The organism is Microbacterium hydrocarbonoxydans (genome assembly GCF_900105205.1).
Taxonomy (GTDB): Bacteria; Actinomycetota; Actinomycetes; order Actinomycetales; family Microbacteriaceae; genus Microbacterium; species Microbacterium hydrocarbonoxydans.
This window is the reverse complement of record NZ_FNSQ01000005.1, coordinates 662,476-684,910: the sequence shown is the minus strand read 5'-3', so window position 1 is coordinate 684,910 and position 22,435 is coordinate 662,476. Positions and strand designations below refer to the sequence as shown.

General features: G+C 69.2%; 20 protein-coding genes. 9 read left to right on the top strand and 11 right to left on the bottom strand.

Going from position 1 to position 22,435, the window contains the following annotated elements:
- Nucleotides 1-103 precede the first annotated feature (103 nt).
- The 5 genes from BLW44_RS03575 to BLW44_RS03555 form a co-directional block, all read right to left on the bottom strand.
- Nucleotides 104-1,237 carry a bifunctional 2-methylcitrate synthase/citrate synthase gene (locus tag BLW44_RS03575; RefSeq protein WP_060926288.1) on the bottom strand — a complete coding sequence of 378 codons (1,134 nt, stop codon included), beginning with the start codon at nucleotides 1,235-1,237 and terminating at the stop codon, nucleotides 104-106.
- Nucleotides 1,238-1,239: 2 nt separating this feature from the next.
- Nucleotides 1,240-2,142 (bottom strand): methylisocitrate lyase, encoded by a 903-nt coding sequence (gene prpB, locus BLW44_RS03570; RefSeq protein ID WP_060926289.1) that lies wholly within the window; start codon nucleotides 2,140-2,142, stop codon nucleotides 1,240-1,242.
- Between the two features lie 136 nt (nucleotides 2,143-2,278).
- On the bottom strand, nucleotides 2,279-3,805 hold the full coding sequence (locus tag BLW44_RS03565; RefSeq protein ID WP_060926290.1) for an MmgE/PrpD family protein: 1,527 nt from the start codon (nucleotides 3,803-3,805) through the stop codon (nucleotides 2,279-2,281).
- Nucleotides 3,802-4,470, bottom strand: a complete 669-nt coding sequence (locus tag BLW44_RS03560) for a GntR family transcriptional regulator (RefSeq protein WP_060926291.1) — start codon at nucleotides 4,468-4,470, stop codon at nucleotides 3,802-3,804. The genes BLW44_RS03565 and BLW44_RS03560 overlap by 4 nt, the downstream gene beginning before the upstream one ends.
- Nucleotides 4,471-4,899: 429 nt before the next feature.
- The gene (locus BLW44_RS03555; RefSeq protein WP_060926292.1) at nucleotides 4,900-5,880 is read right to left on the bottom strand and encodes an EamA family transporter; all 981 of its coding nucleotides are present in this window, start codon (nucleotides 5,878-5,880) and stop codon (nucleotides 4,900-4,902) included.
- Nucleotides 5,881-5,919: 39 nt separating this feature from the next.
- Between BLW44_RS03555 and BLW44_RS03550 the strand changes: the two genes are divergently transcribed.
- From BLW44_RS03550 to BLW44_RS03515, 8 genes are all read left to right on the top strand, one after another.
- A complete protein-coding gene (locus BLW44_RS03550) occupies nucleotides 5,920-6,456 on the top strand; it encodes a CGNR zinc finger domain-containing protein (protein ID WP_060926293.1) in 537 nt (178 codons plus the stop codon).
- Between the two features lie 497 nt (nucleotides 6,457-6,953).
- Nucleotides 6,954-7,928 (top strand): acetylxylan esterase, encoded by a 975-nt coding sequence (locus BLW44_RS03545; RefSeq protein WP_060926294.1) that lies wholly within the window; start codon nucleotides 6,954-6,956, stop codon nucleotides 7,926-7,928.
- 213 nt (nucleotides 7,929-8,141) lie between these two features.
- On the top strand, nucleotides 8,142-8,771 hold the full coding sequence (locus tag BLW44_RS03540) for a glucose-6-phosphate isomerase family protein (protein WP_060926295.1): 630 nt from the start codon (nucleotides 8,142-8,144) through the stop codon (nucleotides 8,769-8,771).
- 7 nt (nucleotides 8,772-8,778) lie between these two features.
- Nucleotides 8,779-10,308, top strand: a complete 1,530-nt coding sequence (gene xylB, locus BLW44_RS03535) for a xylulokinase (RefSeq protein ID WP_060926296.1) — start codon at nucleotides 8,779-8,781, stop codon at nucleotides 10,306-10,308.
- Complete coding sequence (locus BLW44_RS03530) at nucleotides 10,308-11,327, top strand: NAD(P)-dependent oxidoreductase (RefSeq protein WP_082724491.1); 1,020 nt, start codon at nucleotides 10,308-10,310, stop codon at nucleotides 11,325-11,327. The genes xylB and BLW44_RS03530 overlap by 1 nt, the downstream gene beginning before the upstream one ends.
- Nucleotides 11,328-11,337: 10 nt before the next feature.
- On the top strand, nucleotides 11,338-12,300 hold the full coding sequence (locus BLW44_RS03525) for a shikimate dehydrogenase family protein (protein ID WP_060926297.1): 963 nt from the start codon (nucleotides 11,338-11,340) through the stop codon (nucleotides 12,298-12,300).
- A complete protein-coding gene (locus BLW44_RS03520; RefSeq protein WP_060926298.1) occupies nucleotides 12,300-13,268 on the top strand; it encodes a phosphotriesterase family protein in 969 nt (322 codons plus the stop codon). Before BLW44_RS03525 ends, BLW44_RS03520 begins: the two co-directional genes overlap by 1 nt.
- A gap of 118 nt (nucleotides 13,269-13,386) precedes the next feature.
- A complete protein-coding gene (locus tag BLW44_RS03515) occupies nucleotides 13,387-13,683 on the top strand; it encodes a putative quinol monooxygenase (protein WP_060926299.1) in 297 nt (98 codons plus the stop codon).
- Nucleotides 13,684-13,983: 300 nt separating this feature from the next.
- On the opposite strand, the gene BLW44_RS03510 is transcribed toward BLW44_RS03515, so the two are convergent.
- The 4 genes from BLW44_RS03510 to BLW44_RS03495 form a co-directional block, all read right to left on the bottom strand.
- Nucleotides 13,984-14,982, bottom strand: a complete 999-nt coding sequence (locus BLW44_RS03510; RefSeq protein WP_060926300.1) for an ABC transporter substrate-binding protein — start codon at nucleotides 14,980-14,982, stop codon at nucleotides 13,984-13,986.
- A 46-nt stretch (nucleotides 14,983-15,028) separates the two neighbouring features.
- On the bottom strand, nucleotides 15,029-16,063 hold the full coding sequence (locus BLW44_RS03505; protein ID WP_174521345.1) for an ABC transporter permease: 1,035 nt from the start codon (nucleotides 16,061-16,063) through the stop codon (nucleotides 15,029-15,031).
- Complete coding sequence (locus BLW44_RS03500) at nucleotides 16,063-17,565, bottom strand: sugar ABC transporter ATP-binding protein (protein ID WP_060926345.1); 1,503 nt, start codon at nucleotides 17,563-17,565, stop codon at nucleotides 16,063-16,065. Before BLW44_RS03500 ends, BLW44_RS03505 begins: the two co-directional genes overlap by 1 nt.
- A gap of 176 nt (nucleotides 17,566-17,741) precedes the next feature.
- Complete coding sequence (locus tag BLW44_RS03495; protein ID WP_060926301.1) at nucleotides 17,742-18,611, bottom strand: sugar phosphate isomerase/epimerase family protein; 870 nt, start codon at nucleotides 18,609-18,611, stop codon at nucleotides 17,742-17,744.
- A 180-nt stretch (nucleotides 18,612-18,791) separates the two neighbouring features.
- Here BLW44_RS03495 and BLW44_RS03490 point away from each other — a divergent pair, with 180 nt between their 5' ends.
- A complete protein-coding gene (locus BLW44_RS03490; RefSeq protein ID WP_060926302.1) occupies nucleotides 18,792-19,793 on the top strand; it encodes a LacI family DNA-binding transcriptional regulator in 1,002 nt (333 codons plus the stop codon).
- Nucleotides 19,794-20,078: 285 nt separating this feature from the next.
- On the opposite strand, the gene BLW44_RS03485 is transcribed toward BLW44_RS03490, so the two are convergent.
- Nucleotides 20,079-21,044, bottom strand: a complete 966-nt coding sequence (locus BLW44_RS03485; protein ID WP_060926303.1) for an aldo/keto reductase — start codon at nucleotides 21,042-21,044, stop codon at nucleotides 20,079-20,081.
- A complete protein-coding gene (locus BLW44_RS03480) occupies nucleotides 21,031-22,326 on the bottom strand; it encodes an L-fuconate dehydratase (RefSeq protein WP_060926304.1) in 1,296 nt (431 codons plus the stop codon). Before BLW44_RS03480 ends, BLW44_RS03485 begins: the two co-directional genes overlap by 14 nt.
- Nucleotides 22,327-22,435: the final 109 nt, after the last annotated feature.

Here is a 22,435-nt window from a genome sequence, read left to right as displayed (position 1 = left end):
CACGCTCGATCAGTGGTACTCCGACTGATCCGCTCGCGCACGGCCTTGACCCCGGTGGGATCGCCGCGCTAAGGGCGCTCTAAGCCCCTGCGATGGCGCGTCGTCAGCCCTCGATGTGGCGCTCGTCGACCCCGTCGTAGTGCGACAGCGGGCGGATCAGGGCGTTCGCCCCGGCCTGCTCGATCACGTGGGCGGTCCACCCCGTGACCCGCGCCGCGACGAACAGCGGTGTGAAGGTCAGCGTGTCGAAACCGATGAGGTTGTAGGCGGGGCCGGAGGGGTAGTCGAGGTTCGGGTAGATGCCCTTGCGCGCGACGAACTCCGACTCGAGGGCGTCGTACAGCTCGGCCACCTCGCGGCGGTCGTAGTGCTCGACGAGGGTGTCGAGTGCGGCCTTCATGGTGGGCACGCGCGAATCGCCGCTCTTGTAGACGCGGTGGCCGAAGCCCATGATCTTGCGCTTCTCGGCCAGAGCCTTGTCGAGCCACGGCACCACGTTCGAGGCCTCGCCGATCTCGTCGAAGATGTGCAGCACAGCCTCGTTGGCGCCGCCGTGCAGCGGCCCCTTGAGTGCGCCGATCGCGCCGACCACGGCCGAGTACAGGTCGCTGAGAGTCGACGTGATCACACGGGCCGTGAACGTCGAGGCGTTGAACGAGTGCTCGGCATACAGGATCATCGAGCGGTTGAACGCGTCGACGACGACCGGGTCGGGCTCCTCGCCGAACGTCATCCAGAGGAAGTTCGCCGAGTAGTCGAGGTCGTCGCGCGGGGCGATCGGCTCCTCGCCCCGCCGGCGCCGCTGCCCATAGGCGACGATCGCGGGAAGAGCCGCGAACAGCCGGATGCTGCGCTCCAGGTTCTCCTCCGGGCTGCCGCCGGCATCGAGCACCGACCCGCCCGCGTTCGTGTCTGAGGCGCCGATCAGGCTGACCGCCGTGCGGACCTCGTCCATGGGATGCGCCTCGAGCGGGATCAGGTCGATGGCCGTCTTGACGGTGTCGGTCAGCGCGCGGTGCTCGCGCTCTGACGCCCGGAAGGCTGCCAGCTGCGCGGCATCCGGCAGCTCGCCGTGCCACAGCAGATACGCCACCGCCTCGAAGGGCTGCGTCGCCGCGAGCTCCTGCACGGGGTAGCCGCGGTACAGGAGGCTGTTCGTCTCGGGGTTGACCTTCGAGATCGCGGTCGTGTCGACGACGACCCCCGCGAGGCCCTTCTTGATGTCCGGCTCGGTCATGCTCACTCCTTCGTGACGGTGAAGCCTGCGACGCCCGAGTCGAACTTCGTGTAGGACTCGTAGTCGATCAGGTCGTAGAGATCTGCACGGTGCTGCATCTCACCGAGCTTCGAGGTGAGGTGCCCCTCCTCGTTCAGCGTATCGAGCGCACGGCCCGCCGCGCCCATCGCGATGCGCAGCAGCGACACGGGCCAGATCACCATGTTCACGCCGGCATCCCGCAGCTGGTCGACGGAGAAGAGGTCGCTCTTGCCGAACTCCGTCATGTTCGCCAGGATCGGCACGTCCAGCGCCTCGGCCATCGCCTCGAACTCGGCGAGCGTGCGCATCGCCTCCGGGAACACGGCATCCGCTCCCGCATCCACCAGCGCCTTGGCACGGTCGACAGCGGCGTCGAGCCCGTCGACGGCACGGATGTCGGTACGGGCCATGATGAGGAAGTTCGGGTCGCGGCGGGCGTCGGCGGCGGCACGGATGCGGCGGATGGCGGTGCGCTCGTCGACGACGCTCTTGCCGTCGAGATGGCCGCAGCGCTTGGGGTTGATCTGATCCTCGATGTGGGTGCCCGCGAGCCCGGCATCCTCGAGCTCCTGGATGGTGCGGGCGACGTTCATCGGCTCGCCGAAGCCCGTGTCGGCGTCGACAATGGCGGGGATGTCGGTCATCCGGGCGATCTGCTTCGCGCGGCCGGCGACCTCGGTCAGCGTGGTGAGGCCGATGTCGGGCACACCGAGGTCGGCCGACAGCACCGCTCCCGAGATGTAGACCCCGTCGAAGCCCTTCTGCTCGATGAGCCGGGCGCTCAGGGGGTTGAACGCGCCGGGGAATCTCAGCAACTCGCCGCTCGCGAGCCGTTCGCGGAACAGGCGCCGCTTCTCGGCCGGGGTGACGTGGGAGTACAGCATCAGAACCTGTCTTTCTCGGTGGAAGGCCGTTCACGATTCAGCATGAGCGCCTGCACCTGCGATCCCGCGGTGCGCGGTCGCGGCTGCCCGGTGCGGCGGGAACGATGTCCATGCTGAATTGTGAACGGCGCGGACATCAGAACAGACCCTTCGGGGCGTCCGCGCCCTCGAGCAGGCCGGGCTTCGCGATGATCGACAGCTCGCCGACCTCGGCGGCTGTCAGCTCGGGCAGGCGCTGCACGAGCTCGAGGAAGCGCTCGATCTCGGCGGGCTCCAGCACGGGCTCGGCCAGCAGGCGGAACTTCGCGATGTAGTCCGCTCGGGCGAACGGGCGGGCGCCGAGCGGATGCGCGTCGGCGACGGCGATCTCGTCGACGACGGTCGTGCCGTCGGTCAGGCGGAACTCCACACGACCGCCGAACGCCTTCACGTCGGGGTCCTCCGAGTGGTAGCGGCGCGTCCACTCGGCATCCTCGGCCGTGGTGATCCTGTGCCACAGGGCGACCGTGTCCGGGCGGCCGGCGCGCTCGGGCGTGTACGAGTCGACGTGGTGCCAGCCGCCGTCCTGCAGTGCGACCGCGAAGATGTACGGGATCGAGTGGTCGAGCGTCTCGCGGGATGCCGTCGGGTCATACTTCTGCGGGTCGTTCGCTCCCGAGCCGATCACGTAGTGCGTGTGGTGGCTGGTGTGCAGCACGATGGACTCGATGTTCGCGGGGTCGCGCAGCGCCGGATTCTCGGTGCCGAGCTTGCGGGCGAGGTCGATCCACGCCTGCGCCTGGTATTCGGCCGAGTGCTCCTTCGTGTACGAGTCGAGGATCGCGCGCTTCGCCTCGCCCGCGGCCGGCAGCGGCACTTCGTATGCGGCGTCCTTGCCGTCGAGCATCCAGGCGATCACGCCGTCCTCCCCCTCGTAGATCGGGGCAGGACTCGTCTGACCGCGCATCGCGCGGTCGACCGCCTCGACGGCCATCTTGCCGGCGAAGGCGGGGGCGTGCGCCTTCCAGGTGGAGATCTCGCCCTTGCGGCTCTGACGCGTGGCGGTGGTGGTGTGCAGTCCCTGACCGACGGCCTGGTAGATCGTCTCGACGTCGAGTCCGAGCAGGGTGCCGATGCCGGCTGCGGCCGAGGGGCCGAGGTGAGCGACGTGGTCGATCTTGTGCTTGTGCAGGCAGATCGCGCGCACGAGGTCCATCTGGATCTCGTAGCCGGTCGCGATGCCGCGCAGCAGCGCCCGGCCGTCCTTGCCCGCGTGCTGGGCGACCGCGAGGATCGGCGGGATGTTGTCGCCCGGGTGCGAGTACTCCGCCGCGAGGAAGGTGTCGTGGTAGTCGAGCTCGCGCACCGCGACGCCGTTCGCCCACGCCGCCCACTCGGGGCTCGTCCGGTGGTCGAGCGCCGCGCCGAAGACCGTGGCGCCGACGCCGCCGGTCGAGACGGGGTGGCTGAACGCCTGCGCGCGGGCGGCGTTGATGGGAGCGCGGGTGAGGGATGCCGCGGCCACCGACGCGTTGTCGATGAGGCGGTTGATGATCATGTCGGTGACGTCCTGGTCGACCTCGACCTGGTCGGCCGCGACCTCGGCGATCTTCCAGGCGAGCTGGTCTTCTCGGGCGAGGTTCTCGTCGCTGCGGTGGACGCGGACGTGGTGGGTGACGGTCATTTCACACCTTCGGGGTTAGCGGTCAGGGAGTCGAGGATGCCGGCGAGCGCGTTGTGCAGATGCACGTGCGTGGCGTGGGCGGCAAGGTCGCCGTCGCGGGCGGCGAGCGCCTCCGCGATCGTGCGGTGCTCGGCGGTGGAGGCCGCGAGGCGGGTCGGCTTGTCGCGGGCCATGCGCCGCACCCGCACGAGGTGGGTGCGCACCGTGCGCAGCGCCGACGCGATGTAGTCGTTGTCGACCGCGGCGTCGAGGGCCGCGTCGAAGCGAGCGATGAGGGCGTAGTAGGCGTCACGACCCTCGGCGGCTGCGAGGTCGACGTGCGCGAACTCGTCCGCGAGCGCGGCGAACAGGGCGGCGTCGCCTCGCTGGGCGGCGAGGCGGGCAGAGGTCTCCTCGAGCGCGCGACGGATCTCGAACAGGGCGCGGATGTCGTCGGCATCCAGGTCTGCCACCACCGTCACGCGGGGCGACTGCTGCACGACCAGGCCGTCGGCTGCGAGTCGGCGCAGCGCTTCCCGCATCGGGGTGCGGCTGATGCCGAGACGGGCGGCCTGTTCGACCTCGCCGAGGACGGAACCCGCCGGAAGGGTGCCCGACTGGATCTCCTCGAGCAGCGTCGCGTGCGCCCGCTCGCTCGCGGTGCTGCGGTCTGCGACGGAACTCATGTGCTCAGTGTATACATAAGCGGCAATCTATGGGGCTCGTTGCCGTTTCCCCGCGCCGCTCGTATACATAAACGACCGCGCGACTCGCCTGCTCTGCCACGCATCCCGATCGCCCTCTCGCCCTGTCGCCGCCTCGCCACCAGGCGGGGTCAAGACAGCATCCTCCGTCCAGGTGGGGCCAAGACAGCATCCCCCGTCCAGGCGGGGCCAAAACAGCATCCGAAACGACGCCCACGGATGCGAAAGTGACCCCGCACCGGCACGGGATGCGAAAGTGACCCCGCACGGCACGGGATGCAAAAGTGACCCCGCACGGCCAGGGATGCGAAAGTGACCCCGCACGTGCGCGGGATGTGAAAGTGACCCCGCACCGGCACGGGATGCGAAAGTGACCCCGCCTGCGTGCGCGGGAGCGGATGCGGGATTGCGCTAGCGCTGCGGCTGCACCACCGCATCCGGCACCGGCTCGACGAACTCCTCCGGACGCGGCTCGCCGAGCTTCACGACCACCACACCGACGAGCACCAGCGCTCCGCCGAGCGCCTGCAGCAGGTCGGGCAGCTGCCCGAGAAGCAGCCAGCCGAACAGCAGGGCCGCGACGACCTCGGCCAGTGCGACGAACGACGCCAGGCGCGAGCCCAGCATCCGCGTCGAGGCGATGCCGAGCACGTAGGCGAGAGCCGTTGCGAACAGGCCGATCGCGAGCACTGGTACGAACCACGGCACGGTGCCGAAACGATACGCGATGTCGTCGGTCGTCCAGGCGATCGGCAGGATGCCGACGAATCCGGCGATCGTGAGCGCAATCGCGCCGAGCAGCAGCCCGCCGCCGGCGAGCGCGATCGGCGGCATGCCTGTGTCGGCCTTGGCCGAGAGCAGGAAGTACGTCGCGGCGCCGACCATCGCGGCGAGCGCCCAGAGGATGCCGGCGACATTGACCTCGGCGCCGGTGATGATGTCGAGCATCAGCACGAGCCCGACGAACGCGATGGCCGCACCGATGACACTGCGCCGACTCGGCCGTTCGCCACGACGGAGCCACAGCCAGAGGATGACGGCGATCGGCGCGGTGTATTCGATGAGCAGTGCGAGGCCGACGTCCATCACGGCGACCGCCTGGAAGTAGCAGAGCTGCGTGGCGGTGACGGCCAGCAGGCCATAGGCGGCGACCATGCCGGCGTTCTTGCGGAGAACTCCCCAGCGCCCGCGCAGCGACAGGATCGTCGGCACAAGCAGCACGAGCGCAGCGACCCAGACGCGCGCGGTCACAGCCGCGCCGGGCGTCCACCCCGCGTCGATGAGTCCGCGAGCCCAGGCTCCCGACATCCCGAACGCGAAGGCCGCGCCGATCGCCAGGGGCAGACCGAACCGGACGCCGTGCGTCGAGATGTCATTCGCAACCTTGCTCATGACAGGTGACGCTACTCGTACGCGATGTAAGCTGTCAACATGAACTTCACCGATGACACGGAAGAGGCACTCCGCTCGGCCGTCTGGCTGGTGAACTCGGCGGAGGAACCGGAGACCCTGGCGACCCTCGACGACTACGCGGCGTTCCTGGCGGATTTCCCCTATTCGGGGCGCCTCGACCGCGATGAGGCGGAGCTCGCCGCACTGCGAGACCTGCGTCCGCGGCTGCGCGGGATGCTCCTCGCTCCGCGCGACGAGATGGCCGAGCACGTCAACAGCGCCCTCGCGGAGGCCCACCTCGCTCCCCGGCTCGTGCGTCACGACGGGGTCGACTGGCACCTGCACGCCGTCGCCGACGAACGGCCGCTCGCCGAGCGCGTGCTCATCGAGACGGCCATGGCGCTGATCGACGTCATCCGCTCGGACGAGGGCTCCCGCATCTCGATCTGCGCCGACGACACCTGCGAGGCACTCGCTCTCGACCTCTCCCGCAACCGGTCGAAGCGCTACTGCTCGACCGCCTGCACGAATCGCAACGCCGTGGCCGCCTATCGCGCCCGGAGGGCCAAGGCCTGAGTTCGTCGGCACTGCCGCGAACGGCCCGCCTACCCTGCCGCGACCTGCCGGCGCCGGGCCCCAACCCTGCCCCTGCCCCCTGCCCCTGCTCCTGCTCCTGCCCAAAACAGGACGACCGCGCGAGATCAGGACGGTTCTCGCCGAATCGTCCTTATCTCGGCGCGTCGTCCTGTTCTCGACCGGGCACTCGGATCCCGGCCCGCCCACTGGGTCCATCCGGCCCGTCTGCCCCACCGCCCCACCTGGCCCTCCACCCCCGCCTAGCCCCACCTGGCCCCGCCGCCCCGCCTAGCCCCAGCCTCACCTGGCCCCGCCGCCCCGCCTAGCCCGTGCTTCAAAACAGGACGACCGCGCGAAATCAGGACGGTTCCCGCCGAAAAGTCCTGACCTCGGCCCGTCGTCCTGATCTCGCGGCGCAGCACGGACGCGACCACAGCACGGCAGTCGTGGCCGGAGCACCATCGCAGCACTTCCCGGGCGCGGTAACCTCGTGGCCGATGGCATCCTTCCCCTACGACACCTGGTTCCCCGACGCCGAGTTCGACGGCACCTACGGCCACACCCTCCGCTCGCTGCGCGCGATCACGCCGGCGTCCCCGCCCGCCGGTTTCGCCGACAGGTGGCAGGGCTGGCGCGAGCAGGCGAGGACGGTGGATGCCGCCCCCACCGTGATCTCGACCGAAACCGCACACGGTCGCGAGGTGTCGCTGATCGAGCATGCGGGCGCCGACGGCATCCGTCTTCGGGCGTGGTTCGTCGCCCCTCTCCACGCGCCCGCCCGCGTGGGTGTCGTGCATGGCCACGGATACGGAGGCCGGGATGCCGTCGACCTCGCGCGGGTCCCCGACGACGCCGCGGCGATCTTCCCCGTCGCGCGCGGACTCGCGACCCTGAACACGGGCGTCGGCGCTCCGGAGCTGCCCGACGACCATGTCGTGGCCGGCATCGACGATCCCGAGCGGTACGTACTCGGGCTGTGCGCCCGCGACCTGTGGCTGGTGGCGGATGCACTGACCACCATCGCGGGGCACCTGCCCCTCTATTACGTCGGCGAGAGCTTCGGCGGCGGCATCGGCGCCCTCGCCCTGCCGTGGGATGACAGGTATATCGGAGCCACGCTCATCGTGCCGAGCTTCGGGCAGTACGACGAGCGCCTGGCCGTGCGATGCCTCGGGAGCGGCGAGGCCGTGCGCGCGCACGTCGCACAGCACCCCGACGCACGCGCGGTGCTGGGCTGGTTCGACGCCTCGACGGCGCTCCGATTCGCGCATGTGCCGGTGCGCATCGAGGCCGCGCTCTGGGATCAGTCGGTGCCGCCGCAGGGACAGTTCGCGGTCGCGAATGCGGCGCCGATGCTCGAGCTCGCCGTTCTTCCGGCCGGTCACGCCGAGTATCCGGGCCTCGAGGATGTCACGGCCGAGGGCATCCGCGATGGCCGGGCCCACCTCGCGCGGGCGCTGCGCGCCGCCTGAACTCCACAACTCCGGAGATCCACACGCCGCGGCGCACATTTCGGCACCCCTCAGCCACGAGCGCCCGGGATCTCCGGAGTTCTGGCAGCGCCTGGCAACGCCCCGCACCCCGCACTCCCGCGCGCCGAGCACTGGACTCCACCTGTCATCACAGGTACACTCAACTTGTCATTACAGGTTGCGCAGCGCCGCAGCATCCGATGAGGAGCACCGATGCCCCCGTTCCACACGCCCCCGATCTCACCGATGGCGATTGCCTTCGACGCCGAGAATCTGACGCTCTCCCCCGCGGGTCCCACGCTGACGCGGCGGATGTCCGACCTCGAGGGGCTGTTCCTCGACACGGATGCCTGGGCCGCGGCGGTGCACGGCGACGACCCCGTCGTCTACACGGTGACGAGCTCCCCGGTGCCCGAGATCGACCGCGAGCTGCCGCAGTCGATCACGACGATCATGCCCGGCCATACCTCGGGTGAGCTCTGGATGACGAAGGGCCATCAGCATCCGGACCATCAGGGCGAGATCTACCTGGCGCTGAAGGGTCGAGGCGGCCTCCTCATGTTCGACGGCGAGCGCACCGAATGGCTCGACATGCTGCCCGGCACGATCGGGTACATCCCGCCGGGCTGGGCGCACCGCTCCGTCAACACGGGCGACGAGCCGTACGCGTTCCTCGCCGTGTACCCGGGCGGAGCCGGCCACGACTACGGCTGGGTGCTCGAGCACGGAATGGGATCCCGCGCCTACCGCGCGACCGACGGCGTGGACCTGCGCCCCTACTCAGCACCAGATCCGGCATCAGACACAGCATCCGCACCAGCCGCGACCCCCTTCGCGGACTAGGCCCGTCATGCTCATCGCGCACGACCTCGGCACCACCGGCGACAAGGCGTCCCTGCACCACGATGACGGCCGCCTCGTCACCTCGGTCACCGTGCCCTACCCCGCGCGGTTCGCGGCCGGCGGCATCGCCGAGCAGGATCCCGCGCACTGGTGGGATGCCGTCGTCTCGGCGACCAGACAGCTGATCGCTCGCGCCGGCGTCGACCCCGCGACAGTCGTCGGCCTCGTCGTGAGCGGCCAGATGATGGGCACGGTGCTGCTCGACGCGCACGGCGACCCCGTCCGTCCCGCGATCATCTGGGCGGACACCCGCTCGGGAGCGGAGACCCGCACCCTCGCGCAGCGCCTGGGCGCCGAGCACGCGTACCGCCTGCTCGGCCACCGCCTCAATCCCACCTACTCGGTCGAGAAGATCATGTGGGTGCGCGACAACGAGCCGGACGTCTGGGCGCGCGTGCGCCACTTCTGCGTCGCCAAGGACTTCATCGTCCACCGCCTCACCGGTCGCCTCGCCACCGATCGCTCCGACGCCTCGGGCACCAACGCGTACGACCAGCTGAGCGGCACCTGGTCGGCCGAGGTGCTGGCGGCCGCCGCCCTCGACCCCGCCCTGTTCCCCGAGATCCTCGATTCGACGACGGTCGCCGGCACGCTCACGGCCTATGCGGCGAATGCGCTGGGGCTCCCGGCATCCGTCCGTGTCGTCATGGGCGGCGGAGACGGACCGCTGGCCGCGGTCGGCTCGGGCATCGTCGCCCCCGGGGACGGCGCCTACGTGTGCCTGGGCACCTCGTCGTGGATCTCGTTCGCGAGCCTCGCACCACTGCACGACCGGCAGATGCGCACCATGACATTCGACAACGTCGTGCCCGGATCCTTCGTCCCGACCGCGACGATGCAGGCGGGCGGCGCATCGGTGCAGTGGATCACCGAGGCGCTCTCGCCCGATCCCGCCCACCCCGACACCGCCAGGCTCACGGCCGAAGCGGCAGGCGACCTCGACACCGAGGACCTCTACTTTCTCCCGTACCTCCTCGGCGAGCGCTCCCCGCTGTGGGATCCGGAGGCGCGCGGCGCCTTCGTCGGCCTCGGGCGTCACCACACGAGGGCGCACCTCACCCGCGCCGTCCTCGAGGGCGTCGCGTACAACCTCCTCACCTGCATCCAGGCGTTCCGCGAGTCCGGCGCGACGATCGACCGCATCGACGCGGTCGGCGGCGGCGCCCAGAGCGACGCCTGGCTCGGCATCCTCGCCGACGTCTGGGGCGTGCCGATCCGCCGCCGCACCATCGTCGAGGAGGCCAACAGCCTCGGAGCGGCGGTCACCGGCGCGGTCGGTCTCGGGCTCGCCGACTTCTCGGCCGCGCGGGCGCTCAGCGAGGTCACGGCGGAGTTCGCCCCGGATGCCGGTCGGCACGCCGTGCACGCGCAGCGGCACTCGCGCTTCGTCGATGCGTACGCGGCACTGGCGCCGTGGTTCGCCGCCGCACCGACCACCGCCGCACCGGCCGCCGACACGCCGACCGAGGGCCGCTGATGGGTATCATCCTCGCCACCAGTCGCTCGTTCTCGGACGGCGACCTCGACCTCGTCGGGCGCGCCCGAGCCGCAGGTCACGAGATCGTCCGAGGACCCGCGCACCACGGACTCACTGAACTCGCGCCGCTGCTCGCTGCGGCGGAGGGCTGGATCGCCGGCACGGGACCGGTGACCGACGCACACCTCGCGGCCGCCCCGAACCTCCGGATCATCGCCCGCTACGGCGTCGGCACCGAGGCGGTGGATCTCGACGCGGCGGAGCGACGCGGCATCCCCGTCACGAACACCCCGGGTGCGAACGCGGATGCCGTCGCCGACCACACCGTGGGACTCATGCTCGCGGCTCTGCGCTCCATCGCCGACGGAGACCGCCGGGTGCGCGCCGGCGACTGGGGCGTGCGCCGCGGACGCGAACTCGGCGCGGCGACCGTAGGCATCGTCGGCTTCGGCCGCATCGGCCAGGGCGTGGCGCGCCGGCTCCGAGGCTTCGGCTCGCGGATCCTCGCCACCGACCCGTACCTGCCGGGAGGGGTCATCGCCGAGCGCGGCGCAGAGCCGGTCGCGCTCGACGCGCTGTTCCACGCCGCCGACGTCATCACCCTGCACGCCCCCGGCGGTCAGACACTCGTCGATGCCGCCCGGCTCGACGGCATCCGACCCGGAACGGTCCTGGTGAACACCGCTCGACCCGACCTCGTCGACGAGGCCGCCCTCGCTACCGCCCTGCGCGACGGACGACTCGGCGCGTACGCGGCCGACACCCTCGACGGCGACACCGCAGGGAGCGCGAGCGCGCTGCTCGCGCCCGACCTTTCGCCCCGCGTGACCGTCACCCCGCACCTCGGCGCCCAGACGACCCAGGCCGTCGACAACATGGGCTCGATGTCGCTCGACGATGTGCTCGCCGTGCTCGAGGGGCGCGCCCCCGCGCATCCCGTGTTCTCCACTCCCGACTCCTCCCGCATCGCCGGGCCCTCCGTCGCCCGCGCAGCCAAGCCTTCCGTCGCCCACTCCTGAAGGACACCGCATGACCAGCACCGAGAACCCGACTCCGACCCCCACGAGCCTCGCCCCGACCGCCGGGTACATGGGCTTCATCGGCGTCAGCACGGGCTCCTCGTCGATTATGAGCGTCTTCCCGAAATGGGCGGAACTGCTGGAGCTGCCGACCGGGAACCTCATCGGACACGACCTGCCGATGGATGCGGCTCCGGCCCAGTACCGCGCGATGGTCGAGCAGATCCGCGACGACCCGAACCACCGTGGCGCCCTCGTCACGACCCACAAGATGAACGTGTTCGCCGCGGCATCCGACCTGTTCGACGAGCTCGACCCGTTCGCCGTCTCGTGCTCCGAGATCTCGAGCATCTCGAAGCGGGGCGACCGCCTGATCGGCCGCGCCAAAGACCCCCTCACGGTCGACCTCGCCCTGAACGACTTCCTCCCGACCGACCACTTCGCCCGCACCGGGGCCGAGGTCGTGATCCTCGGCGCCGGCGGCTCCGGCACGGCGCTCAGCTGGGCGCTGGCGGAGAGAGCGGATGCTCCGTCGAAGGTCACCGTCACCGCCCGCGACGACGACAAGCTCGACCACCTGCGCGAGGTCCACCGCCAGCACGGCACTCCCGACGGTCTGATCTCGTACGTGCGCACCGACACGGTGCAGGATGCCGCGGCCCTCGTCGCGAGCGCTCCCGCGGGCTCGCTGATCGTGAACGCCACCGGCCTCGGCAAGGACCGCCCAGGCTCGCCGCTGCCCGACGACGTCGCGTTCCCCGAGGACGCGTGGGTGTGGGAGTTCAACTACCGCGGCTCGCTCGAGTTCCTGCACCAGGCCCGAGCGCAGGAGGCCGCGCGGGGTCTGCACGTCGTCGACGGCTGGCGGTACTTCATCCACGGCTGGTCACAGGTCGTCGCCGACGTCTTCGAGATCGATCTCACGCCCGAGATCGTCGAGCGACTCGCCGAGGCCGCCGAGTCGGTGCGCTGATGCCTGTCGTGCGGACGGTCCTCGGCGACATCGACCCTGCGCTGCTCGGCGCGACGGACTATCACGAGCACCTGTTCCAGGTCTCGCCGCTGCTCGTGGGCGATGAGCTCGACGACGAGGACCTCTCGGGCCAGGAGGCCGCGCTGCTGAAGGCCAGCGGCTTCGCGGCGATGGTCGACGCCACGCCCTTCGCCCTCGGCCGCGACCCCGAAGCGGTGGCACGGATCAGTGCGGGAACGGGGATGCACGTCGTTTCGACCACGGGTCGCCACCGCGAGGCGCATTACGGCGACGAACACCCGATGCACGTGTGGGACGTCGACCGTCTGGCCGACCTGTTCATCGCTGAGGTGGTGCACGGGATGCCGGTCGACGACGCGCTGGTGTTCGAGACCCCCGACGTCCCTCGATCGGCTGCGCCCGATGGATCGGCCGTGCGCGCGGGGATGCTCAAGGCCGGCGTCGGCTACTGGAGCATCACCCCGTTCGAGCACACGACCCTGCTCGCGGTCGCGGCGACGCACCGGGCGACCGGGGCGCCGGTCATGGTGCATCTGGAGTTCTGCACGGCCGCCCACGAGGTGCTCGATCTGCTCGAGGCGGGTGGCGTGGCATCCGATCGTGTCGTGCTGGCGCATGCGGACCGCGACCCGGATGCAGGGCTGCACGCCTCGCTCGCCGAGCGCGGCGCGTATCTCGGATACGACGGCTTCGCCCGGCCGCGCACGCGATCGGATGCCGAGCTGCTCGCCCTCACCGAGCGGGCCATCTCTCTCGGGTGCGAGGACCGCATCCTGCTCGGCGGCGATGTCGCCCGCCGCACCCGCTACCTCGCCTACGGCGGCATGCCAGGCCTCGCCTATCTCGGCGAGCGCTACCTGCCGCGACTGCGCTCCGCCGTCGGCGACGACGCCGTGGAGCGGATGCTCGTCGCGAATCCCGCCCGTCTCCTCACCCTGGCGTCCTGACCGGTCGCCGCCCCGCCTGCCGCAACGCCCCACCGCCGACGCCCCGTGCCCGCCACCCGACACCGCCGTTCTGGCCCCGACACCTGATACCCGCTGTCCCACATCCCGAGGAGCCCCCGTGACCGAGCCGACAATCCTGCATGCCGTGTTCACCGCACTTCCCGAGAAGGGCGAAGAGGTCGCTGCGCTGCTGCGTGACTTCGCCGAGGTGGTGCGCGCCGAAGAGGGCAACGTCCTGTTCGACGCGACGCGCCTCGTCGACGACCCCGACCGCTTCTTCGTCTACGAGGTCTATCGCGACGACGCGGCCTTCCAGGCGCACATCTCGGCCCCGGCCGGCATCCCGTTCAATGCGGCTCTGCAGCAGTTGATCGTCGAACCGGCATCCGTCCTGACCTTCCTCCGCCGCATCTGACGGGGCCCCGGCCCCCTGCCTGCCACCTGCATGCCGAGAACACACCCGCATGCCGATCCGGCCCCTCTGAGCATGCATCCGTGATCCGAGCATGCATCCGTACTCCGGCTCCCCCTGCTCACCCTGCCCCCCTGCCTGTCACCTGCATGCCGAGAACACACCTGCATGCCGATCCCGCCCCTTCTGAGCATGCATCCGTGATCTGAGCATGCATCCGTAATCGCCCCCCGGACACGAATGCCCCCCGGACACGAAAGAGCCCCCCGCCCGAAGGCGAGGGGCTCCCGTGAACTCCGCGGGTCACTCGTAGAGGACTGCGGCGATCTTCTCGTCCTCGAGGTTCGTGCTGTCGTACCAGTACGAACCGGTGTCGTAGAACTCCTCGACGTCCTTGCCGTTGGCGGCGTCGTATGCCGCCTGCACGACCTGCGCGCCGATGCCGATCGGGTCCTGCGTGATGGCACCGGCCATCGTGCCGTCCTTGATCGCGTTGATCTGCGCGGCTCCCGAGTCGAAGCCGACGATCGTGATCTTGCCCTTCTCCAGGCCGAGCTCGTTCACGGCGTTCACGACGCCGATGGCCGAACCCTCGTTGGTGCCGTAGATGCCCTTGAGGTCGGGGTGGGCAGCGATCAGCGTCTTGGCGATGTCGGCCGACTTCAGGTGGTCGCCGTCGCCGTACTGGATGTCGACGATCTCGATGTCGGGGAAGTCGGCTTCGATCTTCTCGACGAATCCGTCACGACGCTCGACACCGGTGGAGTTGATGTTCGAGTGACCGACGATGGCGACCTCGCCCTCGCCTCCGATCAGCTCGGCCATGTGCTCTGCGGCAAGAGCACCGGCGACCTTGCTGTCGGTCGCCGAGAGGCTCAGGCCGACCTCGCCGTTGCAGGGGGCGTCGAAGTAGACGACCGGGATGTCCTTCGACTTCGCCTGCTCGAGCGGGGCCACGCAGGCCTCGGGGTCGAGTGCGGCGTAGGCGATGGCATCCGGGTTCTTGTCGATCGCGGTCGTCAGCATCTCGAGCTGCTGGGCGATCTCGGTCTCGGCGGCCGGGCCCTCGAACGTGATCTTCACGCCGAGCTCGTCCGCCTTCTCCTGGGCGCCCTGCTTGACAGCCTGCCAGAACTGGTGCTGGAAGCCCTTCGAGACGAGCGCGATGTACATCTCTCCGTCGCCGCCGGCGTCGCCGCCGCCTTCTTCGATGACGTCACCGCCGCCGCCGGCACAGCCGGCGAACACGAGGGCGGATGCGGCCACGAGCGCCGCGAATGCGGTCTTCTTGCCGAATTTCATGGAAACTCCATTGTTCTCTGTGGTGGGTGGTGGGGGGTGAGGTGTGTCAGGTGCGCTCGCGGTTGCGCAGCGAGTCGAGGAAGACGGCAAGCAGCACGACGACGCCGACGACGATGTTCTGCCATTCGGGCTGGATCGACATGATGCGCAGTCCGTTGACGAGCACGCTCATGATGAGCGCGCCGATCACGGTGCCGAGGATGGATCCGCGACCGCCGAGCAGCGAGGTGCCGCCGATGATCACCGCGGCGATCGCCTGCAGCTCGTATCCGGTGCCGATCTGCGGCTGCGCGGAGTCCAGGCGGGCGGCGATCACGATGCCCGCGATGCCCGTGAACGCTCCGGCGAACATGTAGATGAGGATCGTCCAGCGGCGGGTGTTCACACCGGACAGGCGCGTGGCCTCCTCGTTCGAGCCGATCGCGAAGGTGTAGCGACCCAGCAGGGTCTTCGACAGCACCAGGAATGCGACGACGGCGAGGACGGCGGTGATCAGCACCGCGTTCGGGATGCCGGGGATGAGCACTCCCAGAGCGATCTTCTTGAAGTCGGGAGCCGAGGTCGAGAAGTAGATCGGGGCGACGTTCGAGATCACGAGGGCGAGGCCACCCGCGATCATCATCATGGCGAGAGTCGCGATGAAGGGAGGCAGGCGGAGGAACGTGATGTTCACACCGTTCACCAGACCCATCAGAACGCCGGTCAGGATGCCGCCGATCACGCCGACCCACACCGGCAGCCCCATGTTTGTGACGATCACACCGGTCATCACGGCGCACAGCGCCATGCCGGTTCCGATCGACAGGTCGATGCCGCCGGTGATGATGACGAACGTCGTGCCGAGGGCGAGGATGCCGATGACGGCCGTCGACAGCAGCACCGTCGCGATGTTGCTGAAGGTGAAGAAGTTCGGGCTGGCGATCGAGAAGAACAGCACCAGCACGATCAGCGTGCCGAACGCGAGCGACTGCTGAAGCTGTCGCTTCAGGAAGGCGCCGACGTCGCGCTTGTCGGTGTTCTCATCGAGCGCGGTCTGGATGATCGTCGTCGTCGACGATCCGGGCTGCTGCGGAGCGCTCATCAGTCTTCCTCTCCGTGGGCTGCGAGTTGCATGATCTTCTCCTGGCTGGCGTCCTCGTTGCGGAGGGTGCCGGTGACGCGTCCGTTCGCGAAGACCGCGATGCGGTTCGCGACACGGAGGATCTCCGGCAGTTCCGACGAGATGACGATGATGGACTTGCCCTGGTCGGCGAGCTGCTGCATGAGGCGGTAGATCTCCTCCTTCGCACCGACGTCGATGCCACGCGTCGGCTCGTCGAAGATGAGGATGTCGCAGTCGCGCATCAGCCACCGGGCGATGACGACCTTCTGCTGGTTGCCTCCGGAGAGCAGCTTCACGACCTGGTTCACCGAGGGCGTCTTGACCCTCAGCTGCTCGACGTACTCCTTGGTGCGGTTCTTGGCCTTGCTGTCGCCCATCCAGCCGATGCCGTTGGCGTACGAGCCGAGGGAGGCGAGCACGGTGTTGAAGGTCACGTCCTGCTCGAGCATCAGCCCCAGGAGCTTGCGGTCCTCGGAGAGGTAGCCGACGCCGTGCTTCACGGCATCCGCCGGCTGCGCGATGCGCACCGGACGTCCGCCGATCGAGATCGTCCCCTCTTCGCGGTGGTCGGCGCCGATGATGGCGCGGGCGGTCTCGGTGCGACCGGCGCCCATGAGCCCCGCGAAGCCGAGGATCTCGCCCTTGTGCAGCTGGAACGACACGTCTTTGAGGAGGCTCTTGGTCGAGAGACCCTGCACGTCGAGGACGATCGGGTCGTTGACGTGCTCGCGCGCCTGCGGGCGGGTCCCCTCGTCGATCACCCGTCCGACCATCATCTCGATGATCTTCGGGATGCTCACCTCGGACTTCTCCAGTGATCCGATGTATGTGCCGTCTCGGAGCACGGTCACTCGGTCGGCGAGCCGCCGCAGCTCGTCCATGCGGTGCGAGATGTAGACGATGCCGGTGCCGGACGCGCGCAGCTGCTCGATGAGCACGAAGAGGGTCTCGGTCTCGGAATCCGTGAGCGCGGAGGTGGGCTCATCCATGATCAGCACCTTGGCGTTGAACGAGAGCGCCTTGGCGATCTCGACCATCTGCTGCTCGGCCACCGTGAGCTCGCCCACCAGCTGCCGCGGATTCATCCTGATGCCCAGTCGCTGCAGCAGCTCGGCGGTCTGCGCGTTGAGCTTGCGCTCCGAGAGGAACGGCCCTGTGGTGGGCTCACGGCCGACGAAGATGTTCTGCGCGACGGTGAGATCCGGCATCAGGTTCAGCTCCTGATGGATGATCGTGATGCCGAGCTGCTGCGCCTGGAGGGGGCTGGTTAGTTCGACCTCCTGGCCCTCGAACGTGATCGTGCCCTCATCCTTGGTGTAGATGCCGGAGAGGATCTTCATGAGCGTCGACTTGCCTGCGCCGTTCTCGCCGACGAGCACGAGCACTTCCCCCGCACGCACCTCGAGGTGCACATCCTTGAGAGCCTGCACACCGGGGAAACCCTTGCTGATCCCCTCGACTCTGAGAATGGGGTCACTCATGTGCTCACCTGCTTCCTTGAAGGTCATCGCGATGTCATCCGGTCGGGTCCGGAAACATCGGATCAATTGTGCGTCCTGCGCGTGCGTTGCGCAAGTTGTATCTAAATGTAACTAACCGCGTTCCGGATGGGAAGACCTGTAATAACAAGTCGATCACGACTGGGGCGTCTGCCCGGTCAGTGCAGTCGGATCGACTCCACGGCGACGAGCTTGTCGCGGATGTAGGCGTTGGCGTGCGCACCGAGTTCGGCGTTGTCGGTCCAGAGGTTGCGCCAGATGCCGAGCATCCTGCTCAGATCCGGAGCGACCACGGCCGACGAGAACGACTCGAACACGATCGGCCCGTCGTAGCCGATCCGCCCGAGCGCCTTGAAGAAGGTGTCGAAGTCGACGGTTCCGGTGCCGAGGTAGCCGCGGTGGCTCTCGCCGATGTGCACGTACCGCAGCGCCGGCGCGGCGTCGAGGACCGGCGCGAACATATCCGACTCCTCGATGTTCATGTGGTACGTGTCGAGATGGATGCCGAGGTTCGGCCGCTGCACGTCATCGAGGTACGCGAGCGCCTGCCGCGCGGTGTTCAGCACGTTGGTCTCGTAGCGGTTGACGACCTCGAGCGAGACCGAGATGCCGCGCTCGGCGGCGTGATCGGCGACGCGGGCGATCGTGCGGCGGCTGCTGGCGAGTCCCTCCGGGGTGGCGGGGTCCATGTACTTCTTCATGGCGCTGTAGATGACGCCGCAGAAGTGCTGCCCTCCGAGGTCGGCGAGCACGTCGACGGCCTGGAGCAGCAGCGCCTCCCCCGCCGCGACGACCGCCGGGTCCGAGCTCGTGACGTCCGTCGCCTCGGACAGTCCCAGTGAGGCGCTGACGGCGAGATCGTGCTCTTCGAGAGCGTCTCGCGCGGCCGCCACGTCGAACGAGAAGGGGTCCATGAGGGGGAACTCGATCAGGTCGAACCCCGCCTGCTCGGTCTTCTCGACGGCGAGGCGGATGCCGTCGGCATCGAAGTGTCCGGTCCAGACGAGCCCATGGCATCCGATGTTCATGAGACCTCTCGGAGGCGGGTGATCGGCACCGTCGCCTCTGCGGTTGCAACGTGCCAACCGTGTGTGCAGGTCACGCTACGGGTGCCCTCTGCGGTGCGTCAAGAACTTTCTTGGCACGTTGCAATCCCTCGGTTACGCTGGACTCGCCGTCGCCACGCACGGCCAGCCGACGGAGGATCCATGCCAGCCAGCGTCAAGGACGTCGCCGCTCTTGCAGGAGTCTCGTCCTCCACCGTCTCCAACTACCTCAACCACCCGCACGTGCTGGGCGAGTCGAGCGCGGCGAAGGTCAGGGCGGCGATCGAGCAGCTCGGCTACGTACCCAACGAATCGGCGCGGCAGCTCCGGGCGGGATCGAGCAAGGCACTCGCCCTGATCCTGCTCGACGCCTGGCTGCCGTACTTCCTCGAGCTGTCGCGAGGCGTCGAAGACGTGGCCCGCGAAGAGGGATGGTCGCTGTTCTTCAGCAACAGCAACCGCGACGCGGACACCGAGCGCCGCAACATCGACATGTTCGAGGCGCATCGCGTGCAGGGCATCGTGATCTATCCGCTCCAGGACGTGGTGCCTCGGCTCGAACAGCTCGCCGACCGCGGCATCCGCTCGGTCGTCGTCGGTCCGATCCCCGATTCGGCGACGGTCGGGTCCGTGCGTTTCGACGACCGCGGCGGTGGACGCCTCGCCGGTGCCCACCTGCTCTCGATCGGGCGCCGCCGCATCCTGTTCCTCGGGGCGCCGGGCGTGAGCCAGTCGAACGATCGCCTGCAGGGGCTGCGGGACGCCGTCGACGGGTCAGATGCTGAGGTCACGGTGGTCGACGTGCCGCACCTCACCACCGAGGACGGGCTCGACGTCGGCGCTCGCATCGTCGAGATGTCCGCCGCTGAACGTCCCGATGCGGTCTTCGCCGCGAACGACATGGTCGCGATCGGCGTGCTGACGCAGCTGCTGCGGCACGGCATCCGGGTGCCGGAGGACATCGCCCTCGTCGGGTTCGACGACGTCGCGCAGGCGCACCAGAGCGTCGTGCCGCTGACGAGCGTGCGGCAGCCGGGATACGAGATCGGGCGCGCGGCGGGGGCGGCGCTGATCCGACAGCTCGCTGACCCGAGCGCGGATCTGCCTGCTCCGACGCCGTTCGCGGCCGAGCTCGTTGTGCGCGAGTCCACCGTCGGCCGCTGATTCCGGCCTCCGCGCCCTCGTCTCACCGCGCTCGTCTCCCCCGCGCTCGTCTCCACAACTCCGGAACTCTGCACGACGGCTCCGCTGAACGGCCCGCAGCCGCGGATTCCGCTCCGGTTCGCCGGAGTTATGGCTCGCTCCCGGTTCACAACTCAGCATCGAGCCGCACTGAAACCGATGCCGGAGGCCCGAAAACCGCCTCCCGGGCACGCTCATGCTGAGTTGTGAACGACGCCGCGCCCGCTCAAGTCGGGCAACCGCCCGCTCAAGCCGGGCAACACCCGCTCAAGCCGGGATCAGGCCTTCGGCCGCGAGCTCGGCCCACAGTGCGTCGGGAATCTCGAGCGCCGCATACTCCGCATTCTGCGTGAGCTGCGCCGGCCGACTGCCCCCGACCACCACCGACCGCACCACGTCAGACTGCAACGGGAACTGGATCGCTGCCGCAGGCAGCGGCACGTCATGCGCCGCACAGACGCCGGCGATGCGCACCAGCCGCTCCCAGAGCTCGTCGGGCAGCTGACCGTACTCGTACCGCCCGTCGCGCTTCGGCTCGCTCGATGCGAGCAGTCCGGAGTTGAAGACGGATGCCGCCACGATCCCGGTGCCCGTCTCCCGACAGGCGGGCAGGACGTCGGCCGCGGCCGGCTGCTCGAGCAGCGTGTACCGGCCGGCGACCATGATCAGGTCGAGGTCGGCCGATCGCACCGCCGCGGCGAGCGCCTCCGACACCATCGAGCCGATCCCGACGGCCGCCACCTCGCCGTCGCGACGCAGCTGCTCCAGCGCGGGCAGCGCCTCGGCGAGCGCCAGGTCGAGATCGTGACGTTCCGGGTCGTGCAGGTAGACGAGGTCGATGCGGTCGATGCCCAGCCGTTCGCGCGACTCGTCGAGGCTGGCGCGGATCCCCGAAGCCGAGAAGTCCCACACGCGCTGGAGGTCATCCGGCACGTGGAAATCGTTCGCGGTGTCGAGCCCGCCGGCGTGCTCCGGGTTCGGCCGCAGCAGTCGACCGACCTTGGTCGAGAGCACGTACTCCTCGCGCGGCTTGGTCTGCAGAAACGCGCCGAGACGCCGCTCAGACAGGCCGAGCCCGTAGTGCGGGGCCGTGTCGAAGAAGCGGATGCCGCTCTCCCAGGCCGCGTCGAGCACGGCCCAAGCCTCGTCGTCGCTGAGCGCGCGGAACAGGTTGCCGACGTTGGCCGCCCCGTATCCGAGGCGCGGGACCGTCAGTCGATCAGATGCCGACATGCTGTCCCTTCCAGGTGTACGCGGCGATGCTCTCGGCCTTCATCTCCATGCCGGAACCGGGCGCGACGGGGGCCAGGTACGAGCCGCCCTGGATGTCGGTGGGGATCACGAAGTGCTCGTGCAGGTGGTCGACGAACTCGATCATCCGGCCTTCCCGGGTGCCGGTGACGGCGACGAAGTCGAACATCGACAGGTGCTGCACGGCCTCGCACAGGCCGACACCGCCGGCGTGCGGGCACACCGGCACGCCGAACTTCGCGGCGAGCAGCAGGTTGGCGATGTTCTCGTTGACGCCGGCGACCCGCACCGCGTCGATCTGCATGACCGAGATCGCCTCGGCCTGCAGCAGCTGCTTGAAGATGACGCGGTTCTGGGCGTGCTCGCCGGTGGCGACGCGGATCGGCGCGATCCCCCTGGCGATCTCGGCATGACCGAGAACGTCGTCCGGGCTGGTGGGCTCCTCGATCCAGGCGGGGTGGAACTCGGCGAGCGCGTTGACCCACTCGATCGCCTCCGAGACCTCCCAACGCTGGTTGGCGTCGATCGCGATCGGGAAGTCGGGGCCGCACACCTCGCGGGCCTTGCGGAAACGACGGATGTCGTCGTCGAGGTCGGCGCCGACTTTGAGCTTGATCTGGGTGAAGCCGTCGGCCATCGCCTCGCGGGCGAGTCGCTCGAGCTTCTCGTCGGAGTATCCGAGCCACCCGGGGCTGGTCGTGTAGCCGGGGTATCCGGTGGCGAGCAGCTCCCGCTCTCGCTCGGCGCGGCCCGGCTCTGCGGCGCGCAGGATGTCGAGCGCGTCCTCCCTGGTCAGGGCGTTGGTCAGGTAGCGGAAGTCGACGAGATCGACGATCTCCTCGGGCGTCATCCTGGCCAGGAGCTGCCACAGCGGCAGGCCGGCGCGCTTCGCCTTGATATCCCACAGCGCGTTGATGACCGCGCCGATCGCCATGTGCATGACGCCCTTCTCGGGACCGAGCCAGCGCAGCTGCGAGTCGCCGATGATGTCGCGGAACGTCGTGCCCATGTCGTCGAGCAGCGGTTCGAGTTCGCGCCCCACCAGGTGTCCGGCGAGCGCGTCGATCGCCGCGACCTGCACATCGTTGCCGCGGCCGATGGTGAAGACGAAGGCGTGGCCTGCGACGCCGTCCTCGGCATCCGTGCGCACGATGACGTACGCCGCCGAGTAGTCGGGGTCGGGGTTCATGGCGTCCGACCCGTCCAAACTCAACGATGTCGGGAAGCGGATGTCGGTCGTGTCGAGGGCGACGATGCGGCTCACGGGGTCCTCTCGTGCACGGGGTGGGGATTCGTGCAGATCTCTTGGAGTGTAAACATCGGATGTCTATACTGTCAACGAGACGGGCCGCGGTGAAGCGCCCGCTTCCCAT

What these genes read in the sequence shown, in the direction of transcription:
- BLW44_RS03500 (WP_060926345.1), bottom strand. Translation starts at nt 17,565, where the DNA reads ATGAGTGACCCCATTCTCAGAGTCGAGGGGATCAGCAAGGGTTTCCCC.
- BLW44_RS03505 (WP_174521345.1), bottom strand. Translation starts at nt 16,063, where the DNA reads ATGAGCGCTCCGCAGCAGCCCGGATCGTCGACGACGACGATCATCCAG.
- BLW44_RS03550 (WP_060926293.1), top strand. Translation starts at nt 5,920, where the DNA reads ATGAACTTCACCGATGACACGGAAGAGGCACTCCGCTCGGCCGTCTGG.
- prpB (WP_060926289.1), bottom strand. Translation starts at nt 2,142, where the DNA reads ATGCTGTACTCCCACGTCACCCCGGCCGAGAAGCGGCGCCTGTTCCGC.
- BLW44_RS03560 (WP_060926291.1), bottom strand. Translation starts at nt 4,470, where the DNA reads ATGAGTTCCGTCGCAGACCGCAGCACCGCGAGCGAGCGGGCGCACGCG.
- BLW44_RS03490 (WP_060926302.1), top strand. Translation starts at nt 18,792, where the DNA reads ATGCCAGCCAGCGTCAAGGACGTCGCCGCTCTTGCAGGAGTCTCGTCC.
- BLW44_RS03495 (WP_060926301.1), bottom strand. Translation starts at nt 18,611, where the DNA reads ATGAACATCGGATGCCATGGGCTCGTCTGGACCGGACACTTCGATGCC.
- BLW44_RS03565 (WP_060926290.1), bottom strand. Translation starts at nt 3,805, where the DNA reads ATGACCGTCACCCACCACGTCCGCGTCCACCGCAGCGACGAGAACCTC.
- BLW44_RS03525 (WP_060926297.1), top strand. Translation starts at nt 11,338, where the DNA reads ATGACCAGCACCGAGAACCCGACTCCGACCCCCACGAGCCTCGCCCCG.
- BLW44_RS03545 (WP_060926294.1), top strand. Translation starts at nt 6,954, where the DNA reads ATGGCATCCTTCCCCTACGACACCTGGTTCCCCGACGCCGAGTTCGAC.
- BLW44_RS03530 (WP_082724491.1), top strand. Translation starts at nt 10,308, where the DNA reads ATGGGTATCATCCTCGCCACCAGTCGCTCGTTCTCGGACGGCGACCTC.
- BLW44_RS03575 (WP_060926288.1), bottom strand. Translation starts at nt 1,237, where the DNA reads ATGACCGAGCCGGACATCAAGAAGGGCCTCGCGGGGGTCGTCGTCGAC.
- xylB (WP_060926296.1), top strand. Translation starts at nt 8,779, where the DNA reads ATGCTCATCGCGCACGACCTCGGCACCACCGGCGACAAGGCGTCCCTG.
- BLW44_RS03540 (WP_060926295.1), top strand. Translation starts at nt 8,142, where the DNA reads ATGCCCCCGTTCCACACGCCCCCGATCTCACCGATGGCGATTGCCTTC.
- BLW44_RS03485 (WP_060926303.1), bottom strand. Translation starts at nt 21,044, where the DNA reads ATGTCGGCATCTGATCGACTGACGGTCCCGCGCCTCGGATACGGGGCG.
- BLW44_RS03555 (WP_060926292.1), bottom strand. Translation starts at nt 5,880, where the DNA reads ATGAGCAAGGTTGCGAATGACATCTCGACGCACGGCGTCCGGTTCGGT.
- BLW44_RS03510 (WP_060926300.1), bottom strand. Translation starts at nt 14,982, where the DNA reads ATGAAATTCGGCAAGAAGACCGCATTCGCGGCGCTCGTGGCCGCATCC.
- BLW44_RS03520 (WP_060926298.1), top strand. Translation starts at nt 12,300, where the DNA reads ATGCCTGTCGTGCGGACGGTCCTCGGCGACATCGACCCTGCGCTGCTC.